Here is a 24,243-nt window from a genome sequence, read left to right as displayed (position 1 = left end):
ACACCGTCCGATCCCGAAGAGAGGCCCGATGGACGACACACAGCACCCTGCCCACACGGACCTGCTCGGCGTCTACCTCAACGACCACCTCGCCGGCTGCGCGCTCGGCGTCGAACGGGCCCGCTGCCTCGCCGAGGCGGAGCGCGGCACGTCGCTCGCCGAGGCCCTGCGGCCGGTCGTCCGCGAGTTCACGGAGGACCGGGTGGGCCTGCTCCAGCTCATGCGGAGCCTGGACGTGCCCGTACGCCGCTACAAGATCCTCGCGAGCCGGCTGGCGGAGCGGGCGGGCCGGCTCAAGAGCAACGGCCGGATCGTCCAGCGCTCACCGCTCACCACGGTGGTCGAACTGGAGGCGCTGCGCCTCGTCGTGGAGGGGAAGGCCGCCTGCTGGCGGATGCTGCGGCGGCTGGCCGGCACCGACGGGCGGCTCGACCCGGTACGGCTCGACTCCCTGCTCGAACGGGCCGGCCGCCAGGCGGACACCCTGGAGCGGCTGCGCCTGCGGCACGCCGAGAAGGTCTTCCGGCCGGCCGGCGAGGGGTCCGCGCGGTACGCGACGCAAGGGTGAGTGCCCCGGTCCCGTCTCCCGCGTACCCGGACTCCGGTCACGGCCGGTGCGTGCCCCGGCGCCGGTCCCAGTCCCGTGGGAGGGCGCGCGCGAGGTACGGTGCCGTCGCGCTGCCCTCCGTCCGGGCGACCTCCGCCGGCGGGCCCGCCGCCACGACGCGGCCGCCCGCGTCACCACCGCCGGGCCCCAGGTCGATCACCCAGTCCGCGCCCGCGACGACCGCCATGTCGTGCTCGGCCACGACCACGGTGTGCCCGGCGTCGACGAGTCCGTGCAGCTGCCGCGTCAGCACCTCGACGTCCGCCGGGTGCAGGCCGGTCGTCGGTTCGTCCAGGAGGTAGAGGGTGTGACCGCGGCGGCCGCGCTGCAGTTCGCTCGCGAGCTTGATGCGCTGCGCCTCGCCGCCCGACAGCTCCGTCGCGGGCTGGCCCAGGCGCAGATAGCCGAGGCCCACGTCGAGGAGGGTGTCCAGACTCCGGGCCACGGCCGGGGTGTCGGCGAAGAACTCCGCCGCGGCCTCCACCGTCAGGTCGAGGACCTGCGCGATGTTCCTCCCCCGGTACGTCACCTCCAGCGTCGCGGCGTTGTAGCGGGCCCCGCCGCACTCCGGGCAGGGCGCGTACGTGCTGGGCAGGAACAGCAGCTCCACGCTGACGAACCCCTCGCCCTGGCAGGTCTCGCACCGGCCGCCCGCCACGTTGAAGGAGAAGCGCCCGACGCCGTGACCGCGTTCGCGCGCCGCGTCGGTGGCCGCGAACACCTTCCGCACGGCGTCGAAGAGGCCGGTGTAGGTGGCCAGGTTGGAGCGCGGGGTGCGCCCGATGGGCTTCTGGTCCACCGAGACGAGGCGTCCCACGCCCTCCAGGTCCTCGGTGATCTCGCCGATGAGGGTGGACTTCCCCGACCCCGACACACCGGTGACCGCGGTGAAGGCGCCGAGCGGGAACTCGGCCGTCACCCCGCGCAGGTTGTGCCGGGACACCGGTCCCACCTTCAGCCGGTCGCGGAAGGCGCGGGCGGAGCGCACGGGCGCGGGCGGGCGGTCGAAGAGGAAGCGGGCCGTGGCGGACCCGGAGACCTTCGCGAGGTCCTCGACGGGGCCGCTGTGCAGCACCCGCCCGCCGTGCTCGCCCGCGCCCGGACCGACCTCCACGAGCCAGTCGGCGCCGCGGACGACGTCGAGGCGGTGCTCCACGACGAACACCGAGTTGCCCGCCGCTTTCAGCCGTCCCAGCAGGGTGAGCAGGGCCTCCGTGTCTGCCGGGTGCAGCCCCGCGGACGGCTCGTCCAGGACGTACACCACTCCGAACAGCCCGGAGCGCAGCTGCGTGGCGAGCCGCAGGCGCTGCAGCTCGCCCGCCGAGAGGGTGGGCGCGGCGCGGTCCAGGCCGAGGTGGCCGAGGCCGAGTTCGACGACCGGGGCGATACGGGAGACGAGGTCGCCGATGAGGGCCCGCGCGGCCTCGGAGGTGTCGTCCGCACCGTTCAGGACGCCGGCCAGTTCCGTGAGCGGCAGCGCCGCCAGCTCGGCGATCGTACGGCCCGCGAAGGTCACCGCCAGCGCCTCGGGGCGCAGTCCGCCGCCGCCGCACACCGGGCAGGACTCGCTGGTCAGGAAGCGCTCCGCCCTGGCTCTGAGGGCGGGGCTCCTCGAGTCCGCGAACGTCTTCATCACATACCGCCGGGCGCTCATGTACGTGCCCTGGTACGGCCGCTGGATCCGGTCGGCGTCGCGCACCGGATGCACCGTCACCACCGGCTGCTCGTCCGTGAACAGGATCCACTCCCGCTGTGCGGCGGGCAGCTCGCGCCACGGCCGGTCCACGTCGTACCCCAGCGCGTCGAGGACGTCCCGCAGGTTCTTGCCCTGCCAGGCGCCCGGCCAGGCGGCGATCGCGCCCTCCCTGACGGACAGCCCCGGGTCGGGAACCAGCAGTTCCTCGCTCGTACGGTGCACCCGGCCCAGGCCGTGGCACTCGGGGCACGCCCCGGCCGCCGTGTGCGGGGAGAAGGCGTCGGAGTCCAGGCGCGCGGCGCCCGGCGGGTAGGCGCCGGCCCGCGAGAACAGCATCCGCAGGGAGTTGGAGAGGTTCGTGACCGTGCCCACGGACGAGCGGGAGGTCGGTGCCGCACGGCGCTGCTGGAGCGGGACGGCGGGCGGCAGCCCGGTGATCTCCCCGACCTTCGGCGCGCCCACCTGGTGGATCAGCCGGCGGGCGTACGGCGCCACCGACTCGAAGTACCGGCGCTGCGCCTCGGCGTAGACCGTGCCGAACGCCAGCGACGACTTGCCCGACCCCGACACGCCCGTGAACACCGCCAGCACGTCCCGCGGGATGTCCACGTCCACACCCTGGAGATTGTGCTCGCGGGCACCGCGGACGCGGACGTACGGATCGTGGGGGCTGTGCATGACGGGAACTCCGGACGGAGAGGTGAACGGTGGGTCTTCGGAACACTGTGTCACGTGCACCGTGCGTCCTGCCGGAGGCCACGGTCCTGCCGGAGAGCACGGTTCTGCCGGAGGCTGCGGTCCTGCCGGGCGGTGACGGCCCCGGTCCCCATCGGGCCGGGAGGGCGCCGTCGCCGTGCACCGGGGGCTCCGGTGCGACGAGCCCCCGGGTTCCCGGGCGTCAGCTGGCCGGGCTCTCGACGAGGACCATCTCCGTGAGCGCCCGCACGCCCCCGCGCGCCAGGGCCTCGCGCTGGCGGTCCGCCGGTGCCCCGTCGCGCAGCAGCCGGTGGACGAGCGCCGTGATCTCGCGGCTGTCGCCGGCCGCGTCGAGGGCGGGGGCGATGTGGTCCATGAGCCGCGCCACCATGTCGCCGGCGGCCTGCCGCCGGCCCTCGCCGTCCACGAGCGACGCGCTCAGCCCGTACCGGGCGGCGTGCCAGGTGGCCGCCTGCAGCAGCTCGGGCGGCGCGTCCGGCACGGGGACGCCGTCCTTGACGTCCCCGATGGCGGTGGCCACGAGCGCCCGCACGACGCCGGCGAGCAGGACCGCGTCGGCCGCCCCGGGCTGTACGTCGAAGCAGCGCACCTCGACGGTGGGATAGTGGTGCGACAGGCGTGCCTGCCAGTAGATCTGGCCGGTGTCCAGGATCGCCCCGCAGGACCGCAGCCGCTCCAGACGCTCCTCGTACTCGGTGTGGTCGCGGAAGTACGGCGGGGGCCCGCTCACCGGCCAGCGCCCGAACACCACGGTGCGCCAGCTCGCGAACCCGGTGTCGTGCCCCGCCCAGAAGGGCGAGTTCACCGACATCGCCACCAGGACGGGCAGCCACAGCCGGATGCGGTTCAGGACGCCCACGCCGGTCTCGGGGTCCGGTATGCCGACGTGCACGTGCATGCCGTTGATCAGCTGCTCGGCCACCAGTTGCGGGGCCTGGGTGCGCATGGCCTGATAGCGCGGGGCGCTCGTCACCGCGGGCGGCGCCGCTCCCGTGTGCCACGGTGTGCCGCAGGCCGCCACGTGGCAGCCGTGGCGTGCGGCCGCCTCGCTCACCGCGTGGCGCAGGCGCAGCAGGTGGCCGCCGACCTCGTCGAGTTCCGTGCACACCGGGGTGGCGACCTCGATCTGCGGCTGGATCAGCTCCGGCTGCACCTCCTGCTCGTCGGTCATCGAGAGCAGGCCGGCGGTGGCCAGCACCTGGTCGGCCTTGGGCACAGGAAGTCCCGTCCCGGTGTCCAGCAGAAGGTACTCCTCCTCCACCCCCATGGTGATCAGCCCCATGACAGCGCCGTTCTCCCGGAGCGGACGGTGGCACGGTCACGGGCAGCGGCGCGACCGCGGTCCGTCGTACGGCTGCGTACCGTCGTACGACTGCGGTCCGTCGTACGGTCACCGGCGTCGGCGGCCGGTGGCCACGGCCTGTGGCGCCGGGGCGCGGCGGCGACCGGCGCCCCCTCCACGGCCCTCATGCGACGACCCTGATCGTGCCCGGCCCGGGGGCGGCGGCCTCCGTCACGCGCGGGTCGGCCCCGCGGCCCCGCTTGCGGCCCGGCGACCCGTGGACGACGTCCCCCGGCCGCCGGAACTCCTGCAACGCCTCCGGAACAGGGGCACGAGAGCGGTCCATCGGTGGCACCTCCTGCGGTGTCCCGGGGCGGGGCCACCCGCCCCGGGACATATCGTGCCAGGGGGCGGGGGATGCGGTGCGCCCCTGGCGGAAGCCGGGTACCCAGCGTGCGTCATGTCTCCCGGGACGGCACGTCATACCGCGCGGCGCGCTCGGCGCACGCACCGCGCCCGCCCCACCCGCCGCGGGCGCGGGCCGACGAGGACGCACCCTCGGGGACCGGCCGTGCGGCCGGCGCGGCCCGGACGACGGAAAAGTCGGGATTTTCCAGCTTTCGGACACGGTCGTCCTGGGGACTCGGCACGCACGACCTCGAAAGGAGCCGACATGGCCGGGCAGCACGACGAAAACCTGTCCCATCCGCTGGAGCAGGTCACCGGCGAGAAGGACGTCCACCCGGAGGAGGAGCGGAAGAACCGGCACCGGGCCGCGCCCGGCACCGACGACAAGGGAGGCGTCAGCGGGTCGGACCCGGAGAACGCCACCGAGGACGACACCGAGCAGTGACGGCCCCGGCGGGCCCGTGGGACGCCGCCCCGTACGGGGCCGGGCGGCGTCCCACCGGCCGCCGGCGGCGCGGTCGCGCGGACCGCGCCGCACCGTCCGCCCGGGCTCCCGGCAGCGCCACGTCGGGACGCCCGCCCCTCCCTCCGGCCCCGGTGTACGACAGGAGACGACCGTCATGACACACATGGCCCACTCATCCGCGGTCACCAGGGCCCGCCCCGACCCGGCGGTGCTGCGCCGGGCGGCGCGCAAGGAGATCATCGGGCTGCTCCTGGTGCTGGCCACCGTCGTGCTGCTGGTGTCGCCCTGGCTCACGGGCGGCTCCCCCGACCAGGCCAAGGACATCCACCGCAACGAGGTCTTCCTCGGCATCGGTGTCCTGCTGGTCGTCATCGACCGCTTCGGGCGCGAACCCGCCGTCTGGCACGATGTGCTGGTGCTCCTGTCCGGGGTGTGGCTGGCCGTCTCGCCCTGGGCCATCGCCCTGCAGGACACCGTCGTCTTCGACGGCGCGCCGATCGTCGACGTCACCGTCGGCAGCCTCTACGTCCTGCTCTCGGCCGTCTCGCTCCTGATGCTGTGGCGCATCAGGCGCCACCAGGACGGCGACGGGGCCTCGGCGCGCTAGACGGACACCGTCCGGGCGCGCCCCGGACGGCGGCCGGTGTGCGCCCACGGGGCCGGGCCAGGACGCCGGTACGTGACCGGCACCGGTCACGTACCGGCGTCCTGGCCGAAGAGTGTGAGCGCCCCCGCCAGGGACAGGAGCCGTACGACGGCCGGCCCGGCGGTCCGGACCACCACCGTCTTGCCGTCCCGCAGCGCCCGCCGGCGCAGGTCGAGCAGGACGTTCAGGCCGGAGCAGTCGATGAAGGAGATGCCGCCGAGATCCAGGTCCACTCCCCGCCGGGAGCGGCGGAGGGCGTCGTGGAGCGAGCGGCCCACCGCCTCCTGGGCCTGCCGGTCGATCTCGCCGCGCAGCACGACGGCCGTTCTGTCCCCGTCGGGCCGGCAGTCGGCGGTCAGCGGGTAGGGCAGGTCCGCGGCCAGGTCGACCGGTCCGGCGGGCCGCGCCGCGCACACCTGCTCCGGCACGGCGGCCTCTCCCCAAGACACTCGCACGCCCTCCTCGCGGCTCGGCCCCCTCGGTGACACGTCAGAAGTTACACGAAAAATATGTCATGTATTTCGACCTGCCGAGGCGGGGTCGCTAGGATCACACTCATGGAAGGAGTGCCCGAACCCCACAGCGGTTGGACGTTCGTCACCAACCACGCCCGCGTACTGGCCGCCGTCGCCGACGACCCGAACGTGCGCATCCGCGACATCGCCGCCCACTGCCGCCTCACCGAGCGCGCCGTCCAGCGGATCATCTCCGACCTGGAGCAGGACGGCTACCTCTCCCGCACCCGGGAGGGGCGTACGAACGTCTACAGCATCGTCCCGGGGAAGGTCCTGCGGCACCCCGCCGAAGCGGGCCTCTCCGTGGCCTCCCTGCTCTCGCTCCTGGTCCAGGACGAGGCCGACCGCGGCAAGCAGGTGGCCGAGCCGGAGGGCGCACACGCGTAGGCGCGCGGCGCGGAACACGCAGGACGGCCGGAGGGGCCGGCGTACGTGACGTACGCCGGCCCCTCCGGTCCGCGTCCCCGGCCCGTGCGGCCGTCAGCCGAAGCGTTCGATGCGGATGCGGTCCACCGGCTGCCCCGCCGCCACGAGCAGCCTCGACGCGTGCTCGGCGAAGGCGTTGGAACCGCAGACGAACGCCTCCCAGCCGCCCTTCGGCCGCTCGGCCACCAGCGGCGCCAGGTGCGCGGCCGTCATCCGCCCCACGGACACACCGTGCGGAGCGCTCCGGGTGAAGACGGGCGTGGTCTCCGCACCGTACTCCCGCGCGTAGATCAGCTCTTCAGGGCTGCGGGCGGACACCAGCAGCCGCAGCGGCACGGTCAGGCCGCGCGCCCGGTGGTGGCGCACCATCGACATCAGCGGCACGACGCCGGAACCGGCGCCGAGCAGCAGGGCGGGCCGGTCGCCGGGCCAGGCGAAGAAACCGCTCAGCGGGCCGCGCAGCTCGACCCGGTCGCCGACCCGGGCCTCGGAGTGGAACCAGCCGGAGACCTCGCCGCCCTCGACGTGGTCGAGGGTCAGCTCGATGTGGCCGGAGTCGTCGGGCGCGGACGCGATCGAGTAGTGGCGCTGGGCCGTGTAGCCGTCCGCGGCGGTCAGCCGCAGCAGCAGGTGCTGGCCGGGCAGGTGCCCCGCCCAGGCGGGCACGGCGAAGCGGAAGGTGGCGGCGCGCGGGGTCTCCCGGCGGATCTCGGTCAGTGTGGCCGTCTGCCACACCGCCGCCGCCCGGTCGTCCACCGCGATCCGCCCGGGCACGGCGAAGCGCGTGGGCGGTACGAAGGCCGTCCCGGCGACGGTGGTCTCAGTCACCGGAGTACCTCTGCTCCTCCCAGGGGTTGCCGCGGGCGTGGTAGCCGTTCTGCTCCCAGAAGCCCGGCTCGTCGTGGTCGAGGAGGCGCAGGCCCGCGATCCACTTGGCGCTCTTCCAGAAGTACAGGTGCGGCACCACCAGCCGGGCCGGGCCGCCGTGCTCGGGGGCGAGCGGCCGCCCGTCGTACTCCCAGGCGATCCAGGCGCGCCCGCCGGTCACGTCCGCGAGCGGGAGGTTCGCGGTGTAGCCGGTGTGCGCGTAGGCGACGACGTGCGTGGCGGACGGCAGGGGGCGCACCGCGTCCAGGAAGGCGTCCAGGGACACGCCGGCGAACCGCACCCCGAACTTCGACCAGCCGGTGACGCAGTGGATGTCGCCCTCGTACGCCGACGCGGGCAGCTCGTGCGCCTGCTGCCAGGTCCAGGTGCGGGGCTCGGCGACCAGTCCGTCGACGCGGAAGGTCCAGTCGGCGGCGGCCAGGTCCGGTGTGACCTCGGCGGAGAGCACGGGCCAGTCGTCGCGCGCGTCGTACTGGCCGGGCGGCAGCCCGGGGTCGGCGACGCGAGGACGTCCGGTGAAGCCTCGGGTGACGTTCATGCGGGTGGTGCCTGCCTCCGTAGCCGCGCCTGTTCGTTCGTTCCGTCCCCCCATTCAACCGTACGCGCGGCGCCGGGGTGTGCCGCCCCGATACCGGGTGGCCTGCGGTGACGTGCCGATACCAGGGTCGGCCGCCGCCCCCGGCGGGGGCGGCGGCGGGGACCGGCCCGCCTCAGCCGCTCCGGTCCCCCCGGCCCCCCGCGCCGGCCTCGCCCGCGGCTTCCGGGGGCGCCGTGAAGCCGTGGGCGGGCGGGCGCAGGTCGCGGCCGGCGCCCGGCCTCCTCTCCGCCCCGGCCAGTTCCTCGTCCAGCGCCATGGCCGCGGTGACCAGGGCGAGGTGCGTGAACGCCTGGGGGAAGTTGCCGAGCTGTTCGCCCGAGGGGCCGATCTCCTCGGCGAACAGGCCGACGTGGTTGGCGTAGGTGAGCATCTTGTCGAAGGCGTGCCGGGCCTGTCCGAGGCGCCCGGTGCGGGCGAGCGCCTCGACGTGCAGGAAGCTGCACAGGTTGAAGGTGCCCTCGGAGCCGCGCAGGCCGTCGGGGGACGCCTCGGGGTTGTACCGGTACACCAGGCTGTCGCTGACCAGTTCCTCGTCCATCGCGTCGAGGGTGGTGAGCCAGTTCGGGTCGCGCGGCGAGAGGAAGCCGACCCGGGGCATCAGCAGGAGCGAGGCGTCCAGGACGTCGGTGTCGTAGTGCTGCACGAAGGCCCGGCGCTTCTCGTGCCAGCCGCGCTCGACGATCTGCCGGAAGACCCTGTCCCGGGCCGCGGTCCAGCGCGGGACGTCGGCGGGGCGGGAGAAGCGGGTGGCCGCGCGGACGGCGCGGTCGAAGGCCACCCAGGTCATCAGCCGGCTGTAGGTGAAGTCCTGGCGGCCCCCGCGGGTCTCCCAGATGCCCTCGTCGGGCCGGTCCCAGTGGTCGGCGAGCCAGTCCACGACGCCGCTCAGCGCCTGCCAGCCGCGGATCGCGCCGATGTCGCCGCCCACCACCAGGGCGTCGCAGGCCTCTCCGTAGATGTCGAGCTGGAGCTGGCCGGCCGCCGCGTTGCCCGCCCGCACCGGCCGCGACCCCCGGTAGCCCTCGAGATGGTCGAGGACCTCCTCGCCCAGGTGGGGGTCGCCGTCCACCCGGTACATGATCTGCAGCGGGTCGCCCGAGGTGGTGCCCCCGGCCTCGACGCGGTCGCGCAGCCAGCGGCGGTAGGCGTGCGCCTCCGCCTCGAAACCGAGGTCGATCAGGGCGGCGACGGACAGCGAGGCGTCGCGGATCCAGGTGTAGCGGTAGTCCCAGTTGCGCTCGCCGCCGATCTGCTCGGGCAGTCCCATGGTCGCCGCGGCGACGGGCGCTCCCGTGGGGGCGTACGTGAGCAGCTTCAGTGTGATCGCCGAGCGGTTCACCATGTCCTGCCAGCGTCCGCGGTAGGTGCAGGGGCGCAGCCACGACAGCCAGAAGGCGCGGCACGCCTCCAGTTCCTCGGCGACGCCGCCCAGGGACGGCGGGGCCGGGGCCGGGCCGCCGCTCGCCGTGCCGGTCAGCACGACCGCGGCCGCCTGCCCCGCCGAGAGGGTGAAGCGGGCCGTGACGTCGTCGCCGTCGGCCCGCAGCGGGACGCCGGTGGTGGACTGGAGGTGCAGGTCCGTGCCCGGACCGCGGAAGACCGCCGCGTGGTCGCCCGCCCGCGTGAGCGTGTGCGCGGCACGGCCGTAGTCGAAGCGCGGACGGCAGGCGAGGGTGAACGTCAGACGCCCGCGGACCACCCGGGCGATCCTGACCAGGCGGTGCCGGTCCGTCGGCGCCGGGGAGTCCACGGGCTTCATGAAGTCGGCGACCTCGCCCACGCCGCCGGGCGCCATGAACCGGGTGACGAGGACGGCCGTGTCGGAGAGGTACAGCTGCCGTACGGTCATCCCCTCGCCGTCGCCGCCGCTGTCGTCCGGGGGCTCCGCCGCGAGGCGGCAGTGGCCGCCGCGCTCGCTGTCCAGGAGCGAGGCGAAGACGCTGGGCGAGTCGAAGCGGGGCGTGCACCACCAGTCGACGGATCCTTCGGAGGACACCAGGGCGGCGGTCTGGAGATCGCCGACCATGCCGTGCTCCGCGATGGGCGGGTACCGGTTCACGAGATCGCCTCCGTCGGGCCGGTGCGCCCGGGCGGCCCGGTCGGGCGCCCGTCACCGGCCTGCACACGCCCAGCGTTCGGCCGCGCCGCGGCGGCCGGCCTCACCCACCGGGGGTGAAACCGCCCGGGCACGGGCGTGCAGCGGGCACGGACCTGCGGGGAACCGGGGCGCACGGGCCTTCGGCGACCGCGGCGCACCGATCCCCGGGGACCGGGACCCGCAAGCCCTCGGCTCAACGGAGCCCGCAGGCCCCGGGTCCACCGGCCCCCGCAGGCCTTCGGTCCACCGGGACCCGTAGGTGCTCGGTCCCTCCAGCACCCGGGCCTTCAGGCCGCCCGGGCCGCGAAGGGGCCGCCGTCGCCGAAGACCCGCTCGGCGAAGCGCTCACCCATGAGCCGGTGGGTGGCGGCGTCCGGGTGGATGCGGTCGGGCAGCGGCAGTCCTGCGGAGTCGGCCTCGCCGTAGAGCTCGCGGCCGTCGAGGTAGTACAGGTGCGGGTCCTCGGCCGCCCGCCGCTCCACGATGCGGGACAGCTCCTCCCGGACCACGGTGAGCGTGAGCTTTCCGGCGGCGGTCTCCGCGGGGTCGCCCGCCGCCTCGAACAGGAGCCGTCCGGCGCCGAGTCGGCTGAAGTCGGGGACGGAGGGACCGGGCGTGTCCTCGTGGATGGGGCAGAGGATCGGCGAGACGACCAGCAACGGTGTGACGGGGTGGCCCTCGCGGACGGTGTCGAGGAAGCCGTGGACGGCGGGACCGAAGGCGCGCAGCCGCATCAGGTCGGCGTTGACCAGGTTGATGCCGATCTTGACGCTGATCAGGTCGGCGGGGGTGTCGCGCAGGGCGCGGGCGGTGAACGGGTCGAGCAGGGCGCTGCCGCCCAGGCCGAGGTTGACCAGTTCCACGCCGCCGAGGGACGCGGCCAGCGCCGGCCAAGTGGTGGCGGGGCTCTCGGCGTTGGAGCCGTGGCTGATCGAGCTGCCGTGGTGCAGCCACACCCTGCGGCCCCGGTCCGGCACCGCCTCCACGGGCGCGTCGGTACGCAGGGCGACCAGCTGGGTGATCTCGTTGTGGGGCAGCCAGACCTCGACGTCCTTGGCCTCGGCGGACAGGCCCTCGAACCGGACGGTGGCGACGGGGCCGGGCCGGGTCTCCGAGGTCCCGGTGGCCATGTCGACGGTCATGACGCCGCCGCCGTCCGCGTGGGCCCGGCCGGCCGGGCGGCCGTCCACGAGCAGGTCGTACACACCGTCGGGCCGGGGCGGCGCCCCCTTGTAGACCTGCTTGGTGGGGAGCGTGTCCAGCTCGACGACGGTGGCACGCGTACGGAAGGCCACCCGCACGCCGGAGGGCTGGGCCTCCGCCATCGCCAGCTGCCCGTCGGCGCACTGCGCGCGGGCCCGGGCGGGCAGCCGGTGCGGCAGCACACCGTGTTCGGTGCGCTCCAGGTCCAGGGCGCCGCGCAGGATGTCCGCGGTGAGGGGTGTGGTGATCAGGTCGCGCTCGGCGTTCATGGTTCCAGCCTGTCGGTCGAGGGGTCCGAGGGGTGCGGGCGCGCCGACGCGCCCGGTACGCGCCGACGCGTTCGACGCGTGCCGACGCATCCGGTGCGCGCCGACGCGCCCGCAATGTGCTGACGCCTCCGGTGCGCGCCGACATCCCCGCAACGTGCTGACGCGTTCGAAGCGTGCCTACGCATCCGGTGCGCGCCGACGGGCGACGGCACGGCACTGCGCGGCCGGAGGGTGCGGGCCGCGGTCAGGAGAGGGGCCGGCCGCGCAGCAGGGCGTCGAGGCTGTCCACGACCCACGCCCAGCTCTCCTGGGAGTCCGGGGCGCTGTGGCTGAAGCCGCCGGCCGCCTCCAGGCTCACATAGCCGTGGCAGACGCTGCCCAGCAGCCGCACCGCGTGCGTCTGCTCCGGCTCCGTCAGGTCGTAGCCGCGCAGGATCGCGCGCGTCATCTGCGCGTGCCGGACGCCGGCGCTGGCGGCCGCCGTCTCCGGGTCCAGCCTGAACCGCGCCGCGTCGTAGCGGCCGGGGTGCTCCCGGGCGTAGTCGCGGTAGGCGTTCGCGAAGGCGGCCAGGGCGTCCTTGCCCGCGCGCCCGGCCAGCGCCTCGGCGGCCCGGTCGGCGAGTTCGCCCAGGGCCAGCAGGGCGATGCCCGTCTTGAGGTCGTGGGAGCTCTTCACGTGCGAGTACAGGCTCGCGACCTTCACGCCGAACCGTCTGGCCAGCGCCGACACCGTCACCTGGTCGAACCCGACCTCGTCGGCCAGCTCCGCCCCGGCCTTGACCAGGCGTTCCGTGGTGAGTCCCGCGCGCGCCATGACCGCCGCCCTTTCCTTTTCCTGAAAGGATTATGCAGCTTCCTAAAACCTTTAGGCAAGTCGGCGGCGGGCGGTCGGCGAGTGGTGCCCGCCGGCCGCGGCACGGTAGAGATCACGTCATGACCGCATCACCCACGAGGATCCTGGTGACCGGCGGGGCCGGGTTCATCGGCTCCCACTACGTCCGTACGCTGCTCGGCCCGGACGGGCCGGGCGGGGTGTCCGTCACCGTCCTCGACGCCCTCACGTACGCGGGCAACCCCGCCAACCTCGACGCCGTGCGCGGGCACCCCGGCTTCCGGTTCGTGCGCGGCGACGTCCGCGACGCCGCGCTCGTCGGCGCGCTGGCCGCGGAGCACGACCAGATCGTGCACTTCGCCGCCGAGTCGCACGTGGACCGCTCGATCGCCTCGGCGGGCGCCTTCGTCGGCACCAACGTCCTGGGCACGCAGGTGCTGCTCGACGCGGCCCTCGCGCACGGCCTGGACACGTTCGTGCACGTCTCGACGGACGAGGTGTACGGCTCCCTGGAGGAGGGGTCGTCGCCGGAGACCGCGCCGCTGCGCCCCAGCTCCCCCTACGCGGCCTCGAAGGCGTCCGCCGACCTGCTGGCGCTCGCCCACCACCGCACACACGGTGTGGACGTACGGGTGACGCGCTGCTCCAACAACTTCGGGCACCACCACTTCCCCGAGAAGCTGATCCCCCTGTTCATCACACGGCTGCTCGACGGCGGGACGGTGCCGCTGTACGGGGACGGACTGCACGTCCGCGACTGGCTGCACATCGACGATCACGTGCGCGGCATCGAGCTGGTGAGGACCAGGGGGCGGGCCGGGGAGGTCTACAACATCGGCGGCGGCACGGAGCTGACCAATCGGGAACTGGCGGAGCGTCTGCTCGACGCCTGCGGGGCCGGCTGGGCGAGCGTGCGGCACGTCGCGGACCGCAAGGGCCACGACCGGCGCTACTCGGTCGACTGCACGAAGATCCGCGAGGAGCTGGGCTACGCGCCGGTCACGGACTTCGACACGGCGCTGGCCGACACCGTCGCCTGGTACCGGGACAACCGATGCTGGTGGGAGCCGCTGAAGGAGCGGGCCGCGCTGTAGCCGGGCGGTGCCACGGCACCGGCACCGGCACCGGCACCGACACCAACACCGGCACCGGCACCGGCACCGGCACCGAAGGGTGCCGTGGCACCGAGCGGTTCCACGGCACCGGGTCACACCCTGGCACCGGATCGGGTCCTGGCACCCGGCGGCCCCGTGTCGCCCGGCAGGCCCGCGGCCCGGCTCGCGTCACCGCGCCCACAAGGCATAGCTTGGCTGTCATGCGCGTCGACTACTCCCCCGGTTCCATCGACCCCGGGTCCTTCTACCGGCTGCTCACCGCGGTGATCGTGCCGCGGCCCATCGCCTGGGTCTCGACCCTGACGGCCGACGGCGAGACCGCCAACCTCGCGCCGCACTCCTTCTTCACGGTCGCCTCCACCGATCCGCCCGTCGTCCAGTTCACCTCGGTCGGGCGGAAGGACTCGCTGCGCAACGTCGAGGCGACGGGCGAGTTCGTCGTCAACATCGCCTCCGAGCCGTTCCTCGACCAGATCAACGAGACGGCGACGGACTTCCCCCGGGACAAGGGCGAGTTCGACGCGGTGGGGATCGGGACGGAGCCGTCGCTGCGGGTGAAGCCGCCCCGGGTGGCCTCCTCCCCCGTCGCCCTCGAATGCACGCTGCACGCGACACTGGGGCTGGGCAACTCCACCGTGGTGTTCGGCCGGGTGGTGCACGCCGCCGTGAGCGAGGAGGTCCTGGTGGACGGAGACCCCGACATCAGGCGGCTGCGGCCGCTGGCCCGGCTGGGGAAGAACGAATGGGGCACGGTCGGCGAACTCCACGAGCGCGCCCGCATCCCGTACCGGGACTGGGAACGCCGGAACTGAGGCGGGAGAGAGAGGACGGGGCCTCGGGGCGCAGCCGGACGCGCCGTCCTTCGCGTACTTCTACTTCGCATGCTTCGCTCGACACCCGAGGCGGTACGCCGTGCACACGGGCCGGTGTCCCGCCGGACCGGTGTCCCGCCGGGCGGGCGCGTCCCTCACTCGGGCGGGTCGGAGTGCGCCCGGAGCTGCTGCCAGCAGCGGTGGACGTAGGCTTCCGCGTCCCGTACGACGGGCGGCTCGTGGTCGTCCGGCGCGGCGGGAGCGGGCGGCTCGGCCGGCGGCGGGGGCGGGGGCGGGCCGCCGGGGGCGGGCGGCACGGTGCGGTCCCACGGGGCGGTGGGGACGTCCGGCGACCGGCGGCGCCGGCGGCCGACGGCCCAGCGCGCGGTCAGGACGAGGGTGGCGGCCGCCGCGGCGACCAGGGCGGGTATCGCGTGATGAGCGGACACGGCCGTGGTGCTCTTTCCTTGCGGGTGACGGGGACGGGAGGGGGTGCCGGTGTCCTGCTCGTACCGGCACCCCTCCGTGTGCGCGGCCCGCCGGGCCGGTACCGAAGGACGGCCGGGGAGCGGAGCGGCCCCCGGCGGGCTTCGGACCGGGCCTCGGACGGCCGCCGGAACCCGGTGTTCAGCTCCTGCGGCGGCGGCAGACCAGATACACCGCGGCGGCCACACCGGCGGCCGCCAGCAGAGCCGTGCGGTTCTCCTGCGCCATCCGGGCCCCCTGGGACGCCTTCTGCCGCAGCGGCTCCGGCGCCTTCTCCTCCCACACCCGTCCGGCCTTGTCCACGCCGACGCGGCGGAGCTGCCCGCCGCTGCCCGCGGTCTTCGCCTTCACCTGGTCGGGCAGCTTGTCCTGGACCTGATGGGCGACGTCGGCGGCCTTGGCCTTCAACTCGCCCGCCTTCACCGCGGCCTGCGCCTTCAGCTCGCCGGCCTTGGCGGCGGCCTGCGACTTGACCTCGGTCGCCTTCTCCTGGGCGCGGGCCTTGACATCGGTCTTGGCCGCGAGGGCCTCGACCGTCTGCCCGAGCTCGTGCCGTTTCTGCTCGACCTGCTCGCGCAGCTTCTCGGGACTGGCGTCCGTCTGTTCGTCGTGGGCCGGCTTGCTCATCGGTGCGCGCTCCCCTTGATCTCGGCCACATCGGCCTTCACGTTCTCGATCGTCTGCTCCGGCTTCGCCGGTGAGGCCTTGCTGACCTGCTTCTTGCCGACCAGGGCCATGACACCGGCGATCACGCCGAGGACCGCGGTGACGATCAGCGCCGCGACCCAGACCGGCAGCGGCACGGCCAGGGCGGCGATGAGGGTGGCCACGAGGGACTGCAGCATCAGGAAGCCGACCAGTCCGGCCCCGCCGAACAGTCCGCCGCCCTTGCCGTAGCGCTTGCCCTTCTCCTTCATCTCCGCCTGTGCCAGCTGCAGCTCGCCGCGCACCAGCTCCGTCAGCTGCTGGGACGCCCGCTGCACCAGCTCGCCCACCGGCTCCGAGCCGGAGACACGCGTGCTGTGGTCGGGCCCGGCGTAACGCTGTTCCGTGGTCGCCACGGCGATCACCTCCTGTCGTCTCGACCTGTCGTCTCGCTCTGTCGTCTCGTCCTGTCGGGACCGGATCACCCGGGTTCCCGGCCCTCGGATGAATCCGCGAGTACCCCGAACCACTCAGTTCAGGTCATTTACATGTGTTTCCTGCACGAGTCGTTCACCGTCGCCGGGACGGACGGCCCCGCCGGGAGCGTCCGGCCGGGCCTCGTGCGCGCGATCGCGGGGCCGTCAGATGTCGTCCATGCGCCGCAGGTCCTCCTCGTCCCACTTCCTGGTGTCCCGCGGCTGGGTGTACGGCTCGGCCTCCGGCGGGTGGCCGCCGGCGATCGCCCGCTGCCGGACGGTCTCGGCGTCGAACTCCAGGCCCAGCAGGATCGCCAGGTTGCTGATCCACAGCCAGACCAGGAAGACGATGACGCCGGCCATCGTGCCGTAGGTCTTGTTGTACGAGGCGAAGTTGGCGACGTAGAACGCGAAGCCGGCGGAGGCGACCAGCCAGATCACCAGGGCCAGGAAGCTGCCCGGGGTGATCCACCGGAAGCCCTTCACCTTGGCGTTCGGGGTCGCGAAGTACAGGATCGCGATCATGAGGATGACCAGCAGGACCAGGACGGGCCACTTGGCGATCGACCACACCGTCAGCGCCGTGTCGCCGATGCCCAGGGCGGACCCGGCCTGCTTGGCCAGGCCGCCGGTGAAGACCACGATGAGCGAGCTGATCACGGCGATCACCATCAGGACCACCGTCACGCCGAGGCGCACCGGCAGGACCTTCCACACCGGCCGCCCCTCGGGCATGTCGTAGACGGCGTTCGCGGCGCGGATGAAGGCGGCGACGTACCCGGACGCCGACCACACCGCCAGCACCACACCGACGATCGCCATGACCGAGCCGGTGCCGGCGTTGCCCTGGAGCTGTTCCACCGCCCGGGTGATGATGTCGCGCGCGGAGCCCGGAGCGAGCTGCTCGATGTTCTTCAGCACCGAGTCCGTGGCCGACTTGCCGGCGACGCCGAGGAGCGACACCAGCACCAGCAGCGCGGGGAAGAGCGACAGCACGCTGTAGTACGTGAGCGCGGCGGCGCGGTCGCTCAGCTCGTCGTCCTGGAACTCCTTCAGGCTCCCCTTGAGCACCTGGACCCAGGACCGCTTCGGCAGCTTCGCCGGCGTGTCCGGGGCCGCCTCCTCCACGTCGGGTCCCGGCCCGACCTCTTCAGGCGCCGGGTTCTCCTTGGCCGTCGGCTTCTCGTCGCCCGCCGGATTCCCTCGGCCGCCATGGTGATTCTCTCGCCCTGGAAAATGGAGTTTCGCCATTTTCGCCGGGTATCCCTCGGCCACGGCCCTACGCCTCCCCGACCGGAGTATCCTGTCCGGCTTTCCGGACCGGTCCGCTCCAGTCCGCTCCGGCCCTCCGGACCGGCTTGCTCCGGACCGCTCCGGCTTTCCTGGGCCGGCCCGTGCCCGTCCGTCCCCGGTCCCGCCCGCGGCTCAGGCGGCCTCGGCCCTCCGCGCGGCCGGCGCCACCGGCCCGGCCGCGCGGCGGGCCGTCCGGCCCCCGGCGGCACCCTTCCCTGCGCCCCTCCCGCCGCCGACGATCAGGCGCAGGTGGCGGCCACGGGCGTGCCGGGGCGCCGTCGGCTCACGGAACAGGCGATCCTCGAAACGATCCATTCCGTACAGCAGGAGTCCCAGCACGGGCAGCAGCAGAACAGCGATGATGATCACGACACAGGTCCCTCCCCACCGGCAGTACTCCACCCGGTTGCCCGCCGCGCCCCGGCTCACCGCCCCGGCCGTGTGAAAATCCGGTGACCGGGGGGCCACGGCGCGGGAAAGCGGCCATCCTCCCCGTCTGCCGCGGCACCACGGTGTGCGCACGCGTCACCGCCGTCCCGTGGCGGGGCGCCGGAGAGGCTCCGCCTCCGCTCCCCGACCTGCTGAGGTGGACCCCGATCCGCTCCCGCACCGCGGCCGGGTCCTGCGGACCCGCTGCTCAGCGCGCCGTCTCCGCGAGGACCTCGGCGACGGCGCGGCGGCCCAGCTCCACCATGGCCGGATTGGTGTGCCGGTAGTAGTCGATCCCGCCGACGAAGGCGAGCGCCCAGCCCCTCCCCCGCGCCCACGTGGCGTCGTCGAACCCGGCCGCCTCCCGGAAGGTCGGCCGGGTCTCCGCGGTGAGCAGGGTCCACGCGGCGATCGCGTCGCAGGCCGGGTCGCCGACGCCCGCCGTACCGAAGTCGATCACCGCACGGAGCGTGCCGCCGTCCACCAGGACGTTGCCGCGGATGAGGTCGCCGTGCGTCCACACCGGCGGTCCGTCCCACCGCGGCTGCTCCAGGGCCCGTTCCCAGGCGGCGAGCACGGCGGGGGCGTCGACGACGTCCGCCGCCCCGGCCGCCGCCTCCCGTACGAAGGCGTCCCTGGTGCGCAGGGGGCCACCGCGGTGGCCCGGTGGTGCCCCCGCCGTGTCCACGCGACGCAGCGCGGCGACGAACGCGCCGAGGTCCGCGGCGAACCGGTGCCCGTCCCCCGCGTCCGTCGGCGGGTGCGCGCCGTCGATCCAGCGGCAGACCGCCCAGGGGAAGGGGTACCCCTCCCCCGGCCGTCCCAGGGCGATCGGCTCGGGCACGGCGACGGGCAGGAACGGGGCCAGCCGCGGCAGCCACTCGTGCTCGAACCCCACCTGCCCGACGGCTCCCTCGACGCGCGGGAGGCGGACCGCCATGTCGCCGCCCAGCCGGTGGATCGCGTTCTCGGTGCCGGCCTGGGGCACCTCCTCGAGCGGCAGGTGCGCCCAGCGCGGGAACTGCGCCGCCAGCAGCCGCCGCACCACCGCGGCGTCGGTCCGTACCTCGTTCTCGTGCATCATCGGGCAGGAACCCTAGAACGGCGGCCCGCCCCCGCGACACCGGTTTTCCCTTCCCCCCGGGGACGGCTCGGCTACTCCCGGGCGGGCGGTGCCTCCACGCCGTGCACGGTGGCCAGGTCGGCCAGGCCCGAGATGGTCAGGACGGGGGCCAGCAGGGGCGGGGCGATGAGTTCCAGGCGCTCGGCGTGGGCGAAGAGCACGTTCAGGCCCGCGCTGTCGAGGTATTCCACCTCGGTCAGGTCCAGGACGACGGGGCCCTGCGTGCTGTCGAGGGCCTCGCTGAGGACGTTGATGTTGCTCATGTCCACTTCGCCGACGACCGCGATCTCATGGGTGCCGTCCGGGCGCCGGCCTGGGGTAAGGATGAGCGGAGTGGTCATCAGGCGATCCTCGTGTGCATGTCGACGGTGGTGCCGGACGGGCCGGGTGTGATGGTGACCTTCTGCATCACGGCGCGCATCAGGCCGACACCGCGGCCGCGGTGGGTGTTGAGCTCGGGCTGCGGCGTCTTCCACCGGCCGGTGTCGGCGACGGTGAGGCGCAGGTCGTGGACCAGCGCCTCGGCCCGAAGACGAATGGTTTCTCCGGGGGCGTCGCGGTGACCGTGCTCGATGGCGTTGGCACACGCCTCCCCGGCGGCGATCAGGACGTTCTGCACGGTGTGCACGGGCAGGTCGCACTGGGCGAGCCAGCTCCGCAGGGCCTTGCGGACCGGCGCGAGCTGGGAGGACTCGGCGGGGAACGCCATCTCCAGCGGCGCGGGGTGGCGGTAGAGCAGCAGGGCGACGTCGTCGTCGTAGCCGTCCGCGGGCGCCAGCCGGGCCATGACCTGCGTGGCGAGGTCGTCGACCGCGGTGTCCCGGCCCTCCTGGACGGCCGCGCCCGCCTGGTCGATGCCCGCGTGGAGCGAGCGGCGGCGGCGCTCGACGAGGCCGTCGGTGTACAGCAGCAGCGTGGCGCGGGCGGGCAGGGTGCACTCGCCCTCGGGACGCGGCCTGCCCGGGCGGACCGCGAGGGGGATGGAACGCCCGTCCTCCAGCAGCAGGACGCTGCCGTCGGGGCGGGCGAGGATGCCGGGCGGGTGTCCGGCGCTGGAGTAGGTCAGCCGGCCGGTCTCGGGGTCCAGGACGCCGCAGAAGACGGTGGTGCACGTGGCGCCGGGGATGCTGGCGGCGAAGTGGTCGAGGGCCATGAGGGTGCGGGCGGGCCCGGCCTCCTGCAGCAGCAGGGCCCGGCAGGCGCTGCGCAGCTGCCCCATGACGGTGGCCGCCTCCAGGCCGCGGCCGACGCAGTCGCCGACGACGATGCCGATGCGGCCGTCCGGCAGGGTGATGGTGTCGTACCAGTCACCGCCGACCTCCAGGGGACGGGTGGCGGGCTCGTAGCGGACGGCGAAGCCCTCGGGGAGCCGGGAGGGGCCGAGGATGGCGCGCTGCAGCGCGAGGGCGGTCTCGCGCTGCTGGTCCATCTGGTGGACGCGGACAAGACCCTGGGCGAGGTGCCCGGCCAGCAGGGACAGCAGCAGCTGGTCCTCGCTGGTGAAGGGCCGGTGCTCGCCCAGGTCGATCCAGAGCGCGAGGGGCCCTTCGGGGTGCTCCAGCAGGATGCCCGCGCCGGTCCGGTCCTGCAGCACGGTCAGGAGCGGGCGCTCGCGCAGGCCGGCGAGCGCCGCGCGGCGCTCGCCGGGCAGCTCCTCCCAGCGCAGGCCGGGGCCGGTGGCGGTCAGGGAGGGGGCGTCACCGCGGTCGAAGACGGCGGCGAGGACCCTCCGGGCGCGCCAGAGCTCCTTCAGCTCCTCCAGAGCCCCGGACAGGGCCTCGGGGAGGCTGGTGGCCCGGGACAGGCCGGTGCTCAGCGCGGCCAGGGCGGTCTCGCGCTGGATGGCGTAGTGCTCGGCGGTCACGTCGCGGAAGGTGCCGACGGTGACGCGGCGGCCGCTCTCGGGGTCCTGCGCCTGGCTGAAGGACGCGGTCACCCACAGCCGGTGCCCGTCGCGGTGGGAGACCGGGATGGTGTAGGAGCCCTTGTTGTCGCCCATGAGCTGGGCGAACGCCTGCTGGACCTGCTGGTGGGCCTCGGGGTCGGCGTCGGGGCTCGGCCACCACGGGTGGACGGGCGCGTAGGGGAGGTCCTCGGGACCGTAGCCGAGGATGTCGGTGAAGGCGGCGTTGATCTCGATGACGGCGCCCTCCTCGTCGCAGACGAAGAATGCCTCCTGCAGCGACTCCACCAGGGCGGTGCGCCAGCGGGCGTGGTGGTTGCGCAGCCGGGCCAGGTCCACGTTGGCCCGGACCCGGGCCAGGAGCTCGGCGGCGGCGAAGGGCTTGACCAGGTAGTCGTCGGCGCCCGCCTGCAGTCCCTCGATGGACGCCTCCTGCCCGGCCCGCGCCGACAGCAGCAGGACGGGCACGGAGGCGGTGCGGGTGTCGGCGCGCAGGGCCTCGACCAGGGCCAGACCGTCCAGACGGGGCATCATCACGTCGCTGACGATCAGGTCGGGGGCGTTCCGGCGGACGGCGTCCAGCGCCTGCAGGCCGTCGTTCACGGCGTCGACCTGGTAGCCGGCGCTGTCCAGGAGGCGGACGAGGTACTCCCGCATGTCGGCGTTGTCGTCGGCGACCAGCACGCGGGCCGGGGTGGTGGGCGCGGGGGTGTGGGTGGCCGGCTCGACCGGGGCCGCGCCGGCGGATCCGGTGACGCCGGCGGATCCCACGGGCACGAAGGAGGCGTCGGCCGGCAGCCAGCGCATCGCCTCCTGCAGATAGGGGTCGGCGGTGGCCGAGACCGTGCTGGTGCGGGCCGCGGGCATCAGCGACTCGGGAGGCAGGTGCGCGGTGCCGAAGGGGATGCGCAGGGTGAAGCGGGTGCCCTCGCCCTCCGTGCTCTCGGCGGTGATGGTGCCGCTGTGCAGGCCGACCAGTTCCTGGACGAGGGCCAGTCCGATGCCGCTGCCCTCGTTGGAGCGGGAACGGGCGTTCTCGATGCGGTGGAACCGCTCGAACAGCCGGGGCATCTCCGCGGCGGGCACGCCGATGCCGGTGTCGGAGACGGTGACGACCGCGTGGGCGTCCTCGCTGCGGACGCGCACGCCGATGGAGCCCTCGAAGGTGAACTTCAGGGCGTTGCTGAGCAGGTTGAGGATCACCTTCTCCCACATGCCGCGGTCGAGGTGGACCGGCTCGTCGAGCGGGGGGCAGTCCACGTCGAAGGAGAGTCCGGCCTTCTCGATGGCGGAGCGGAAGACGCTGGCGAGCTCGGCGGTGACCGCGGCCAGGTCGACCGGTTCGAAGCCGGCCTGCATGCGGCCCGCCTCGATGCGGGAGAAGTCCAGCAGGGCGTTGACCAGCTTGCCCAGCCTGAGGCCGTTGCGGTGGATGACCTCCAGCTCCTCGCGCAGCTGCGGGTCGGCCTGGGCGTAGCGGTCGCGCAGTTCGTCCACCGGGCCCATGATCAGGGTGAGCGGGGTGCGGAACTCGTGGCTGATGTTGGAGAAGAAGGCGGTCTTGACCCGGTCCAGCTCGGCGAGCTCCTCGGCGCGCCGCTGCTGGGTCTGGTAGCTGCGGGCGCTGCCGATGCCGGCGGCGATGTGCCCGGCGACCAGCTCGACGAAGCCGCGGTAGCCCTCGTCCAGGGCCCGGTAGCGGTTCAGCCCGGCGACCAGGAAGCCGTACGGCTCGCTGCCCTGCCGCAGCAGCGGTACGACCAGGGCCTGGGTGGGCGGCACGGGCCAGTGCCCGGTGGGCAGGCCGGTGAACGCGGTACCGGTCAGGGGCACGAGGGCCGCCTCGCCGCGGGCCGGCGCCGCCGCGGGCCATACCGTGCCGGACCCGTCCGCGGGCAGGACGGCCGGGGCGGCCGGGTGGTCGGCGGGGATGCCGGTGGCCCCCACCCGCAGGCTCCGGCCCTCGTCGTCGACCAGGTAGGTCAGGGTGAAGGGCAGGTCCTGCGGGTTGCGGGCGAGCTGCCGGCCGACGAAGGCCAGCACCTCCTGCTCGGTGCGGACCACGCTGGGGTCGGACCCGAGGTCGCGCAGGGTGGCCATGCGCCGTTCGCCGATGACCCGCTCGGTCTCCTCGCTGACCACGCACAGCATGCCGACCACCTGACCGGCGTCGTCGCGCAGCGGGCTGTAGGAGAAGGTGTGGTACGTCTCCTCGGTGTAGCCCGAGCGCTCCAGGAACAGCAGCAGGCCCTCGTCCCAGGTGGCCTGTTCGGTGCGCAGGACGGTGTCGATGCGGGGGCCGATGTCCCCCCAGATCTCCGCCCACACCTCGCGGGCGGGGCGGCCCAGCGCCCAGGGGTACTTGCGGCCCAGGGTGTCGCGCCGGTAGGCGGCGTTGCAGAAGAACGTCAGCTCCGGCCCGTAGGCCATCCACATCGGGAAGCGTGAGGAGAGCAGGATGCTGACCGCGGTCCGCAGGCTCTGCGGCCAGCCCGCGGGCGGCCCCAGCGGGGTGGCCGCCCAGTCGACCGCGGCCAGGTGGCGTCCGACCTCGGGGTCGGCGGTGAACACCGTCTCCCCGCTCGTGGCCTGCGGCTCCTGCTCAGCGTCGTCACCACGCGTCACGCGACACCCTTTCCTACCCCCCGTGAGGGCACAGCGATGCCGGATCCGCCGCTTCCGCCCGGTCCCGGTCCCGCTTCCCGCGAGTCATTGCAGGTTCGTAGGATAGGGCAGGTGATCCGAGGGCCCGTCCGGTCCTCTTCGCAGCAATACCACGCATGGTGGGACCGTACCGGGAAACAAGGGAAGGGTTTCCGGCCCGACCGACGGCCGTCCGGCCGTCCGGCCGCGAGGACCCGGACGAGGCCGCGCGACCGCACCGGACCGCACCCGCCGCCCAGGAGACACGGTGACCGACACGAAGGACATACTGGCCCTCACCCGGCAGTCGCACCCCGCCGGGCCGATCCTGCTGTGCGTGGCCGGTGAGCTGGACCATTACACCGGTCCCCGCCTCAGCGAGGCCATCGACGAGCTGCCCTTCGGGTCCGGCACGGACGTCGTGATCGACCTCTCGGCGCTGGAGTACTGCGACTCCACCGGTCTGTCCCTGCTCATCACCGCCCACCACCGCGCCGAGGCGGCCGGCTCCTCGCTCTCCTTCGCCGGCCCCAGCCCCGAGCTGGCGCGCGTCTTCGCCATCGTGGGCCTGGACCAGGTGTTCACCCTGCACGCGAGTGTGGAGCGGGCCGTCGAGGCGCTGGTCCGCTGAGGGCGGCCCGCGCCGCGGACCGCCCCCGGGAGTTCC

Annotated in this window: 23 protein-coding genes; 7 read left to right on the top strand and 16 right to left on the bottom strand. The window is 74.0% G+C overall.

The features are described from left to right. The first annotated feature begins 28 nt into the window (after nucleotides 1-28). The gene (locus IE271_RS21680) at nucleotides 29-568 is read left to right on the top strand and encodes a hypothetical protein (RefSeq protein WP_190192039.1); all 540 of its coding nucleotides are present in this window, start codon (nucleotides 29-31) and stop codon (nucleotides 566-568) included. 37 nt (nucleotides 569-605) lie between these two features. Here the strand turns inward: IE271_RS21680 and IE271_RS21675 are convergent, their stop codons facing one another. Next, nucleotides 606-2,981 (bottom strand): ATP-binding cassette domain-containing protein, encoded by a 2,376-nt coding sequence (locus IE271_RS21675; RefSeq protein WP_190192038.1) that lies wholly within the window; start codon nucleotides 2,979-2,981, stop codon nucleotides 606-608. Between the two features lie 220 nt (nucleotides 2,982-3,201). Next, nucleotides 3,202-4,302 (bottom strand): carboxylate-amine ligase, encoded by a 1,101-nt coding sequence (locus IE271_RS21670; RefSeq protein ID WP_190192037.1) that lies wholly within the window; start codon nucleotides 4,300-4,302, stop codon nucleotides 3,202-3,204. Between the two features lie 673 nt (nucleotides 4,303-4,975). Here IE271_RS21670 and IE271_RS21660 point away from each other — a divergent pair. Together IE271_RS21660 and IE271_RS21655 are read left to right on the top strand one after the other, a co-directional pair. Next, nucleotides 4,976-5,155 carry a hypothetical protein gene (locus IE271_RS21660; protein WP_190192036.1) on the top strand — a complete coding sequence of 60 codons (180 nt, stop codon included), beginning with the start codon at nucleotides 4,976-4,978 and terminating at the stop codon, nucleotides 5,153-5,155. A gap of 184 nt (nucleotides 5,156-5,339) precedes the next feature. Further along, nucleotides 5,340-5,783 carry an SPW repeat domain-containing protein gene (locus IE271_RS21655; RefSeq protein ID WP_190192035.1) on the top strand — a complete coding sequence of 148 codons (444 nt, stop codon included), beginning with the start codon at nucleotides 5,340-5,342 and terminating at the stop codon, nucleotides 5,781-5,783. Nucleotides 5,784-5,869: 86 nt separating this feature from the next. On the opposite strand, the gene IE271_RS21650 is transcribed toward IE271_RS21655, so the two are convergent. After that, complete coding sequence (locus tag IE271_RS21650; RefSeq protein WP_190192034.1) at nucleotides 5,870-6,271, bottom strand: STAS domain-containing protein; 402 nt, start codon at nucleotides 6,269-6,271, stop codon at nucleotides 5,870-5,872. Between the two features lie 108 nt (nucleotides 6,272-6,379). On the opposite strand from IE271_RS21650, the gene IE271_RS21645 reads away from it, so the two are divergent. Continuing rightward, a complete protein-coding gene (locus IE271_RS21645; protein WP_190192033.1) occupies nucleotides 6,380-6,724 on the top strand; it encodes a helix-turn-helix transcriptional regulator in 345 nt (114 codons plus the stop codon). Between the two features lie 93 nt (nucleotides 6,725-6,817). Here IE271_RS21645 and IE271_RS21640 read toward each other — a convergent pair whose 3' ends face one another. The 5 genes from IE271_RS21640 to IE271_RS21620 form a co-directional block, all read right to left on the bottom strand. After that, a complete protein-coding gene (locus IE271_RS21640; protein ID WP_190192032.1) occupies nucleotides 6,818-7,591 on the bottom strand; it encodes a ferredoxin reductase in 774 nt (257 codons plus the stop codon). Next, entirely contained in the window at nucleotides 7,584-8,189 is a 606-nt protein-coding gene (locus IE271_RS21635) for a sulfite oxidase-like oxidoreductase (RefSeq protein WP_190192031.1), read from the bottom strand. The genes IE271_RS21640 and IE271_RS21635 overlap by 8 nt, the downstream gene beginning before the upstream one ends. 172 nt (nucleotides 8,190-8,361) lie before the next feature. Beyond that, nucleotides 8,362-10,308, bottom strand: a complete 1,947-nt coding sequence (locus IE271_RS21630; RefSeq protein WP_190192030.1) for a glycoside hydrolase family 15 protein — start codon at nucleotides 10,306-10,308, stop codon at nucleotides 8,362-8,364. 326 nt (nucleotides 10,309-10,634) lie between these two features. Further along, a complete protein-coding gene (locus tag IE271_RS21625) occupies nucleotides 10,635-11,819 on the bottom strand; it encodes a GDSL-type esterase/lipase family protein (protein ID WP_190192029.1) in 1,185 nt (394 codons plus the stop codon). Nucleotides 11,820-12,063: 244 nt separating this feature from the next. Next, nucleotides 12,064-12,633 carry a TetR/AcrR family transcriptional regulator gene (locus tag IE271_RS21620; protein ID WP_190192028.1) on the bottom strand — a complete coding sequence of 190 codons (570 nt, stop codon included), beginning with the start codon at nucleotides 12,631-12,633 and terminating at the stop codon, nucleotides 12,064-12,066. Nucleotides 12,634-12,752: 119 nt separating this feature from the next. Between IE271_RS21620 and rfbB the strand changes: the two genes are divergently transcribed. Both rfbB and IE271_RS21610 read left to right on the top strand, forming a co-directional pair. Further along, nucleotides 12,753-13,745, top strand: a complete 993-nt coding sequence (gene rfbB, locus IE271_RS21615) for a dTDP-glucose 4,6-dehydratase (RefSeq protein WP_190192027.1) — start codon at nucleotides 12,753-12,755, stop codon at nucleotides 13,743-13,745. 221 nt (nucleotides 13,746-13,966) lie between these two features. Beyond that, nucleotides 13,967-14,578, top strand: a complete 612-nt coding sequence (locus IE271_RS21610) for a flavin reductase family protein (protein WP_190192026.1) — start codon at nucleotides 13,967-13,969, stop codon at nucleotides 14,576-14,578. 155 nt (nucleotides 14,579-14,733) lie between these two features. On the opposite strand, the gene IE271_RS21605 is transcribed toward IE271_RS21610, so the two are convergent. The 8 genes from IE271_RS21605 to IE271_RS21570 all read right to left on the bottom strand — a co-directional run bounded on the left by IE271_RS21605 (nucleotide 14,734) and on the right by IE271_RS21570 (nucleotide 23,558). Then, nucleotides 14,734-15,027 carry a hypothetical protein gene (locus IE271_RS21605; protein ID WP_190192025.1) on the bottom strand — a complete coding sequence of 98 codons (294 nt, stop codon included), beginning with the start codon at nucleotides 15,025-15,027 and terminating at the stop codon, nucleotides 14,734-14,736. Nucleotides 15,028-15,205: 178 nt separating this feature from the next. Beyond that, nucleotides 15,206-15,691, bottom strand: coding sequence for a DUF3618 domain-containing protein (locus IE271_RS21600; RefSeq protein WP_190192024.1), 486 nt, complete (start codon nucleotides 15,689-15,691; stop codon nucleotides 15,206-15,208). Further along, nucleotides 15,688-16,059: a phage holin family protein gene (locus IE271_RS21595; protein ID WP_190192089.1), complete on the bottom strand. Its 372-nt coding sequence runs from the start codon at nucleotides 16,057-16,059 to the stop codon at nucleotides 15,688-15,690. Before IE271_RS21595 ends, IE271_RS21600 begins: the two co-directional genes overlap by 4 nt. A 291-nt stretch (nucleotides 16,060-16,350) precedes the next feature. Further along, a complete protein-coding gene (locus tag IE271_RS21590; RefSeq protein ID WP_190192023.1) occupies nucleotides 16,351-17,436 on the bottom strand; it encodes a YihY/virulence factor BrkB family protein in 1,086 nt (361 codons plus the stop codon). A 174-nt stretch (nucleotides 17,437-17,610) separates the two neighbouring features. Continuing rightward, the gene (locus tag IE271_RS21585) at nucleotides 17,611-17,847 is read right to left on the bottom strand and encodes a hypothetical protein (RefSeq protein WP_190192022.1); all 237 of its coding nucleotides are present in this window, start codon (nucleotides 17,845-17,847) and stop codon (nucleotides 17,611-17,613) included. Between the two features lie 268 nt (nucleotides 17,848-18,115). Continuing rightward, nucleotides 18,116-18,991 (bottom strand): aminoglycoside phosphotransferase family protein, encoded by an 876-nt coding sequence (locus IE271_RS21580; RefSeq protein ID WP_190192021.1) that lies wholly within the window; start codon nucleotides 18,989-18,991, stop codon nucleotides 18,116-18,118. Between the two features lie 71 nt (nucleotides 18,992-19,062). Continuing rightward, entirely contained in the window at nucleotides 19,063-19,371 is a 309-nt protein-coding gene (locus IE271_RS21575; protein ID WP_190192020.1) for an STAS domain-containing protein, read from the bottom strand. Further along, complete coding sequence (locus tag IE271_RS21570; RefSeq protein ID WP_190192019.1) at nucleotides 19,371-23,558, bottom strand: SpoIIE family protein phosphatase; 4,188 nt, start codon at nucleotides 23,556-23,558, stop codon at nucleotides 19,371-19,373. Before IE271_RS21570 ends, IE271_RS21575 begins: the two co-directional genes overlap by 1 nt. Before the next feature lie 286 nt (nucleotides 23,559-23,844). On the opposite strand from IE271_RS21570, the gene IE271_RS21565 reads away from it, so the two are divergent. Beyond that, nucleotides 23,845-24,207: an STAS domain-containing protein gene (locus tag IE271_RS21565; RefSeq protein ID WP_190192018.1), complete on the top strand. Its 363-nt coding sequence runs from the start codon at nucleotides 23,845-23,847 to the stop codon at nucleotides 24,205-24,207. The last annotated feature ends 36 nt before the right edge of the window (nucleotides 24,208-24,243 follow it).

This window comes from Streptomyces minutiscleroticus (assembly GCF_014650875.1).
In the GTDB taxonomy this organism is placed as follows: Bacteria; Actinomycetota; Actinomycetes; order Streptomycetales; family Streptomycetaceae; genus Streptomyces; species Streptomyces minutiscleroticus.
This window is presented reverse-complemented; position numbering and strand designations above follow the sequence as displayed.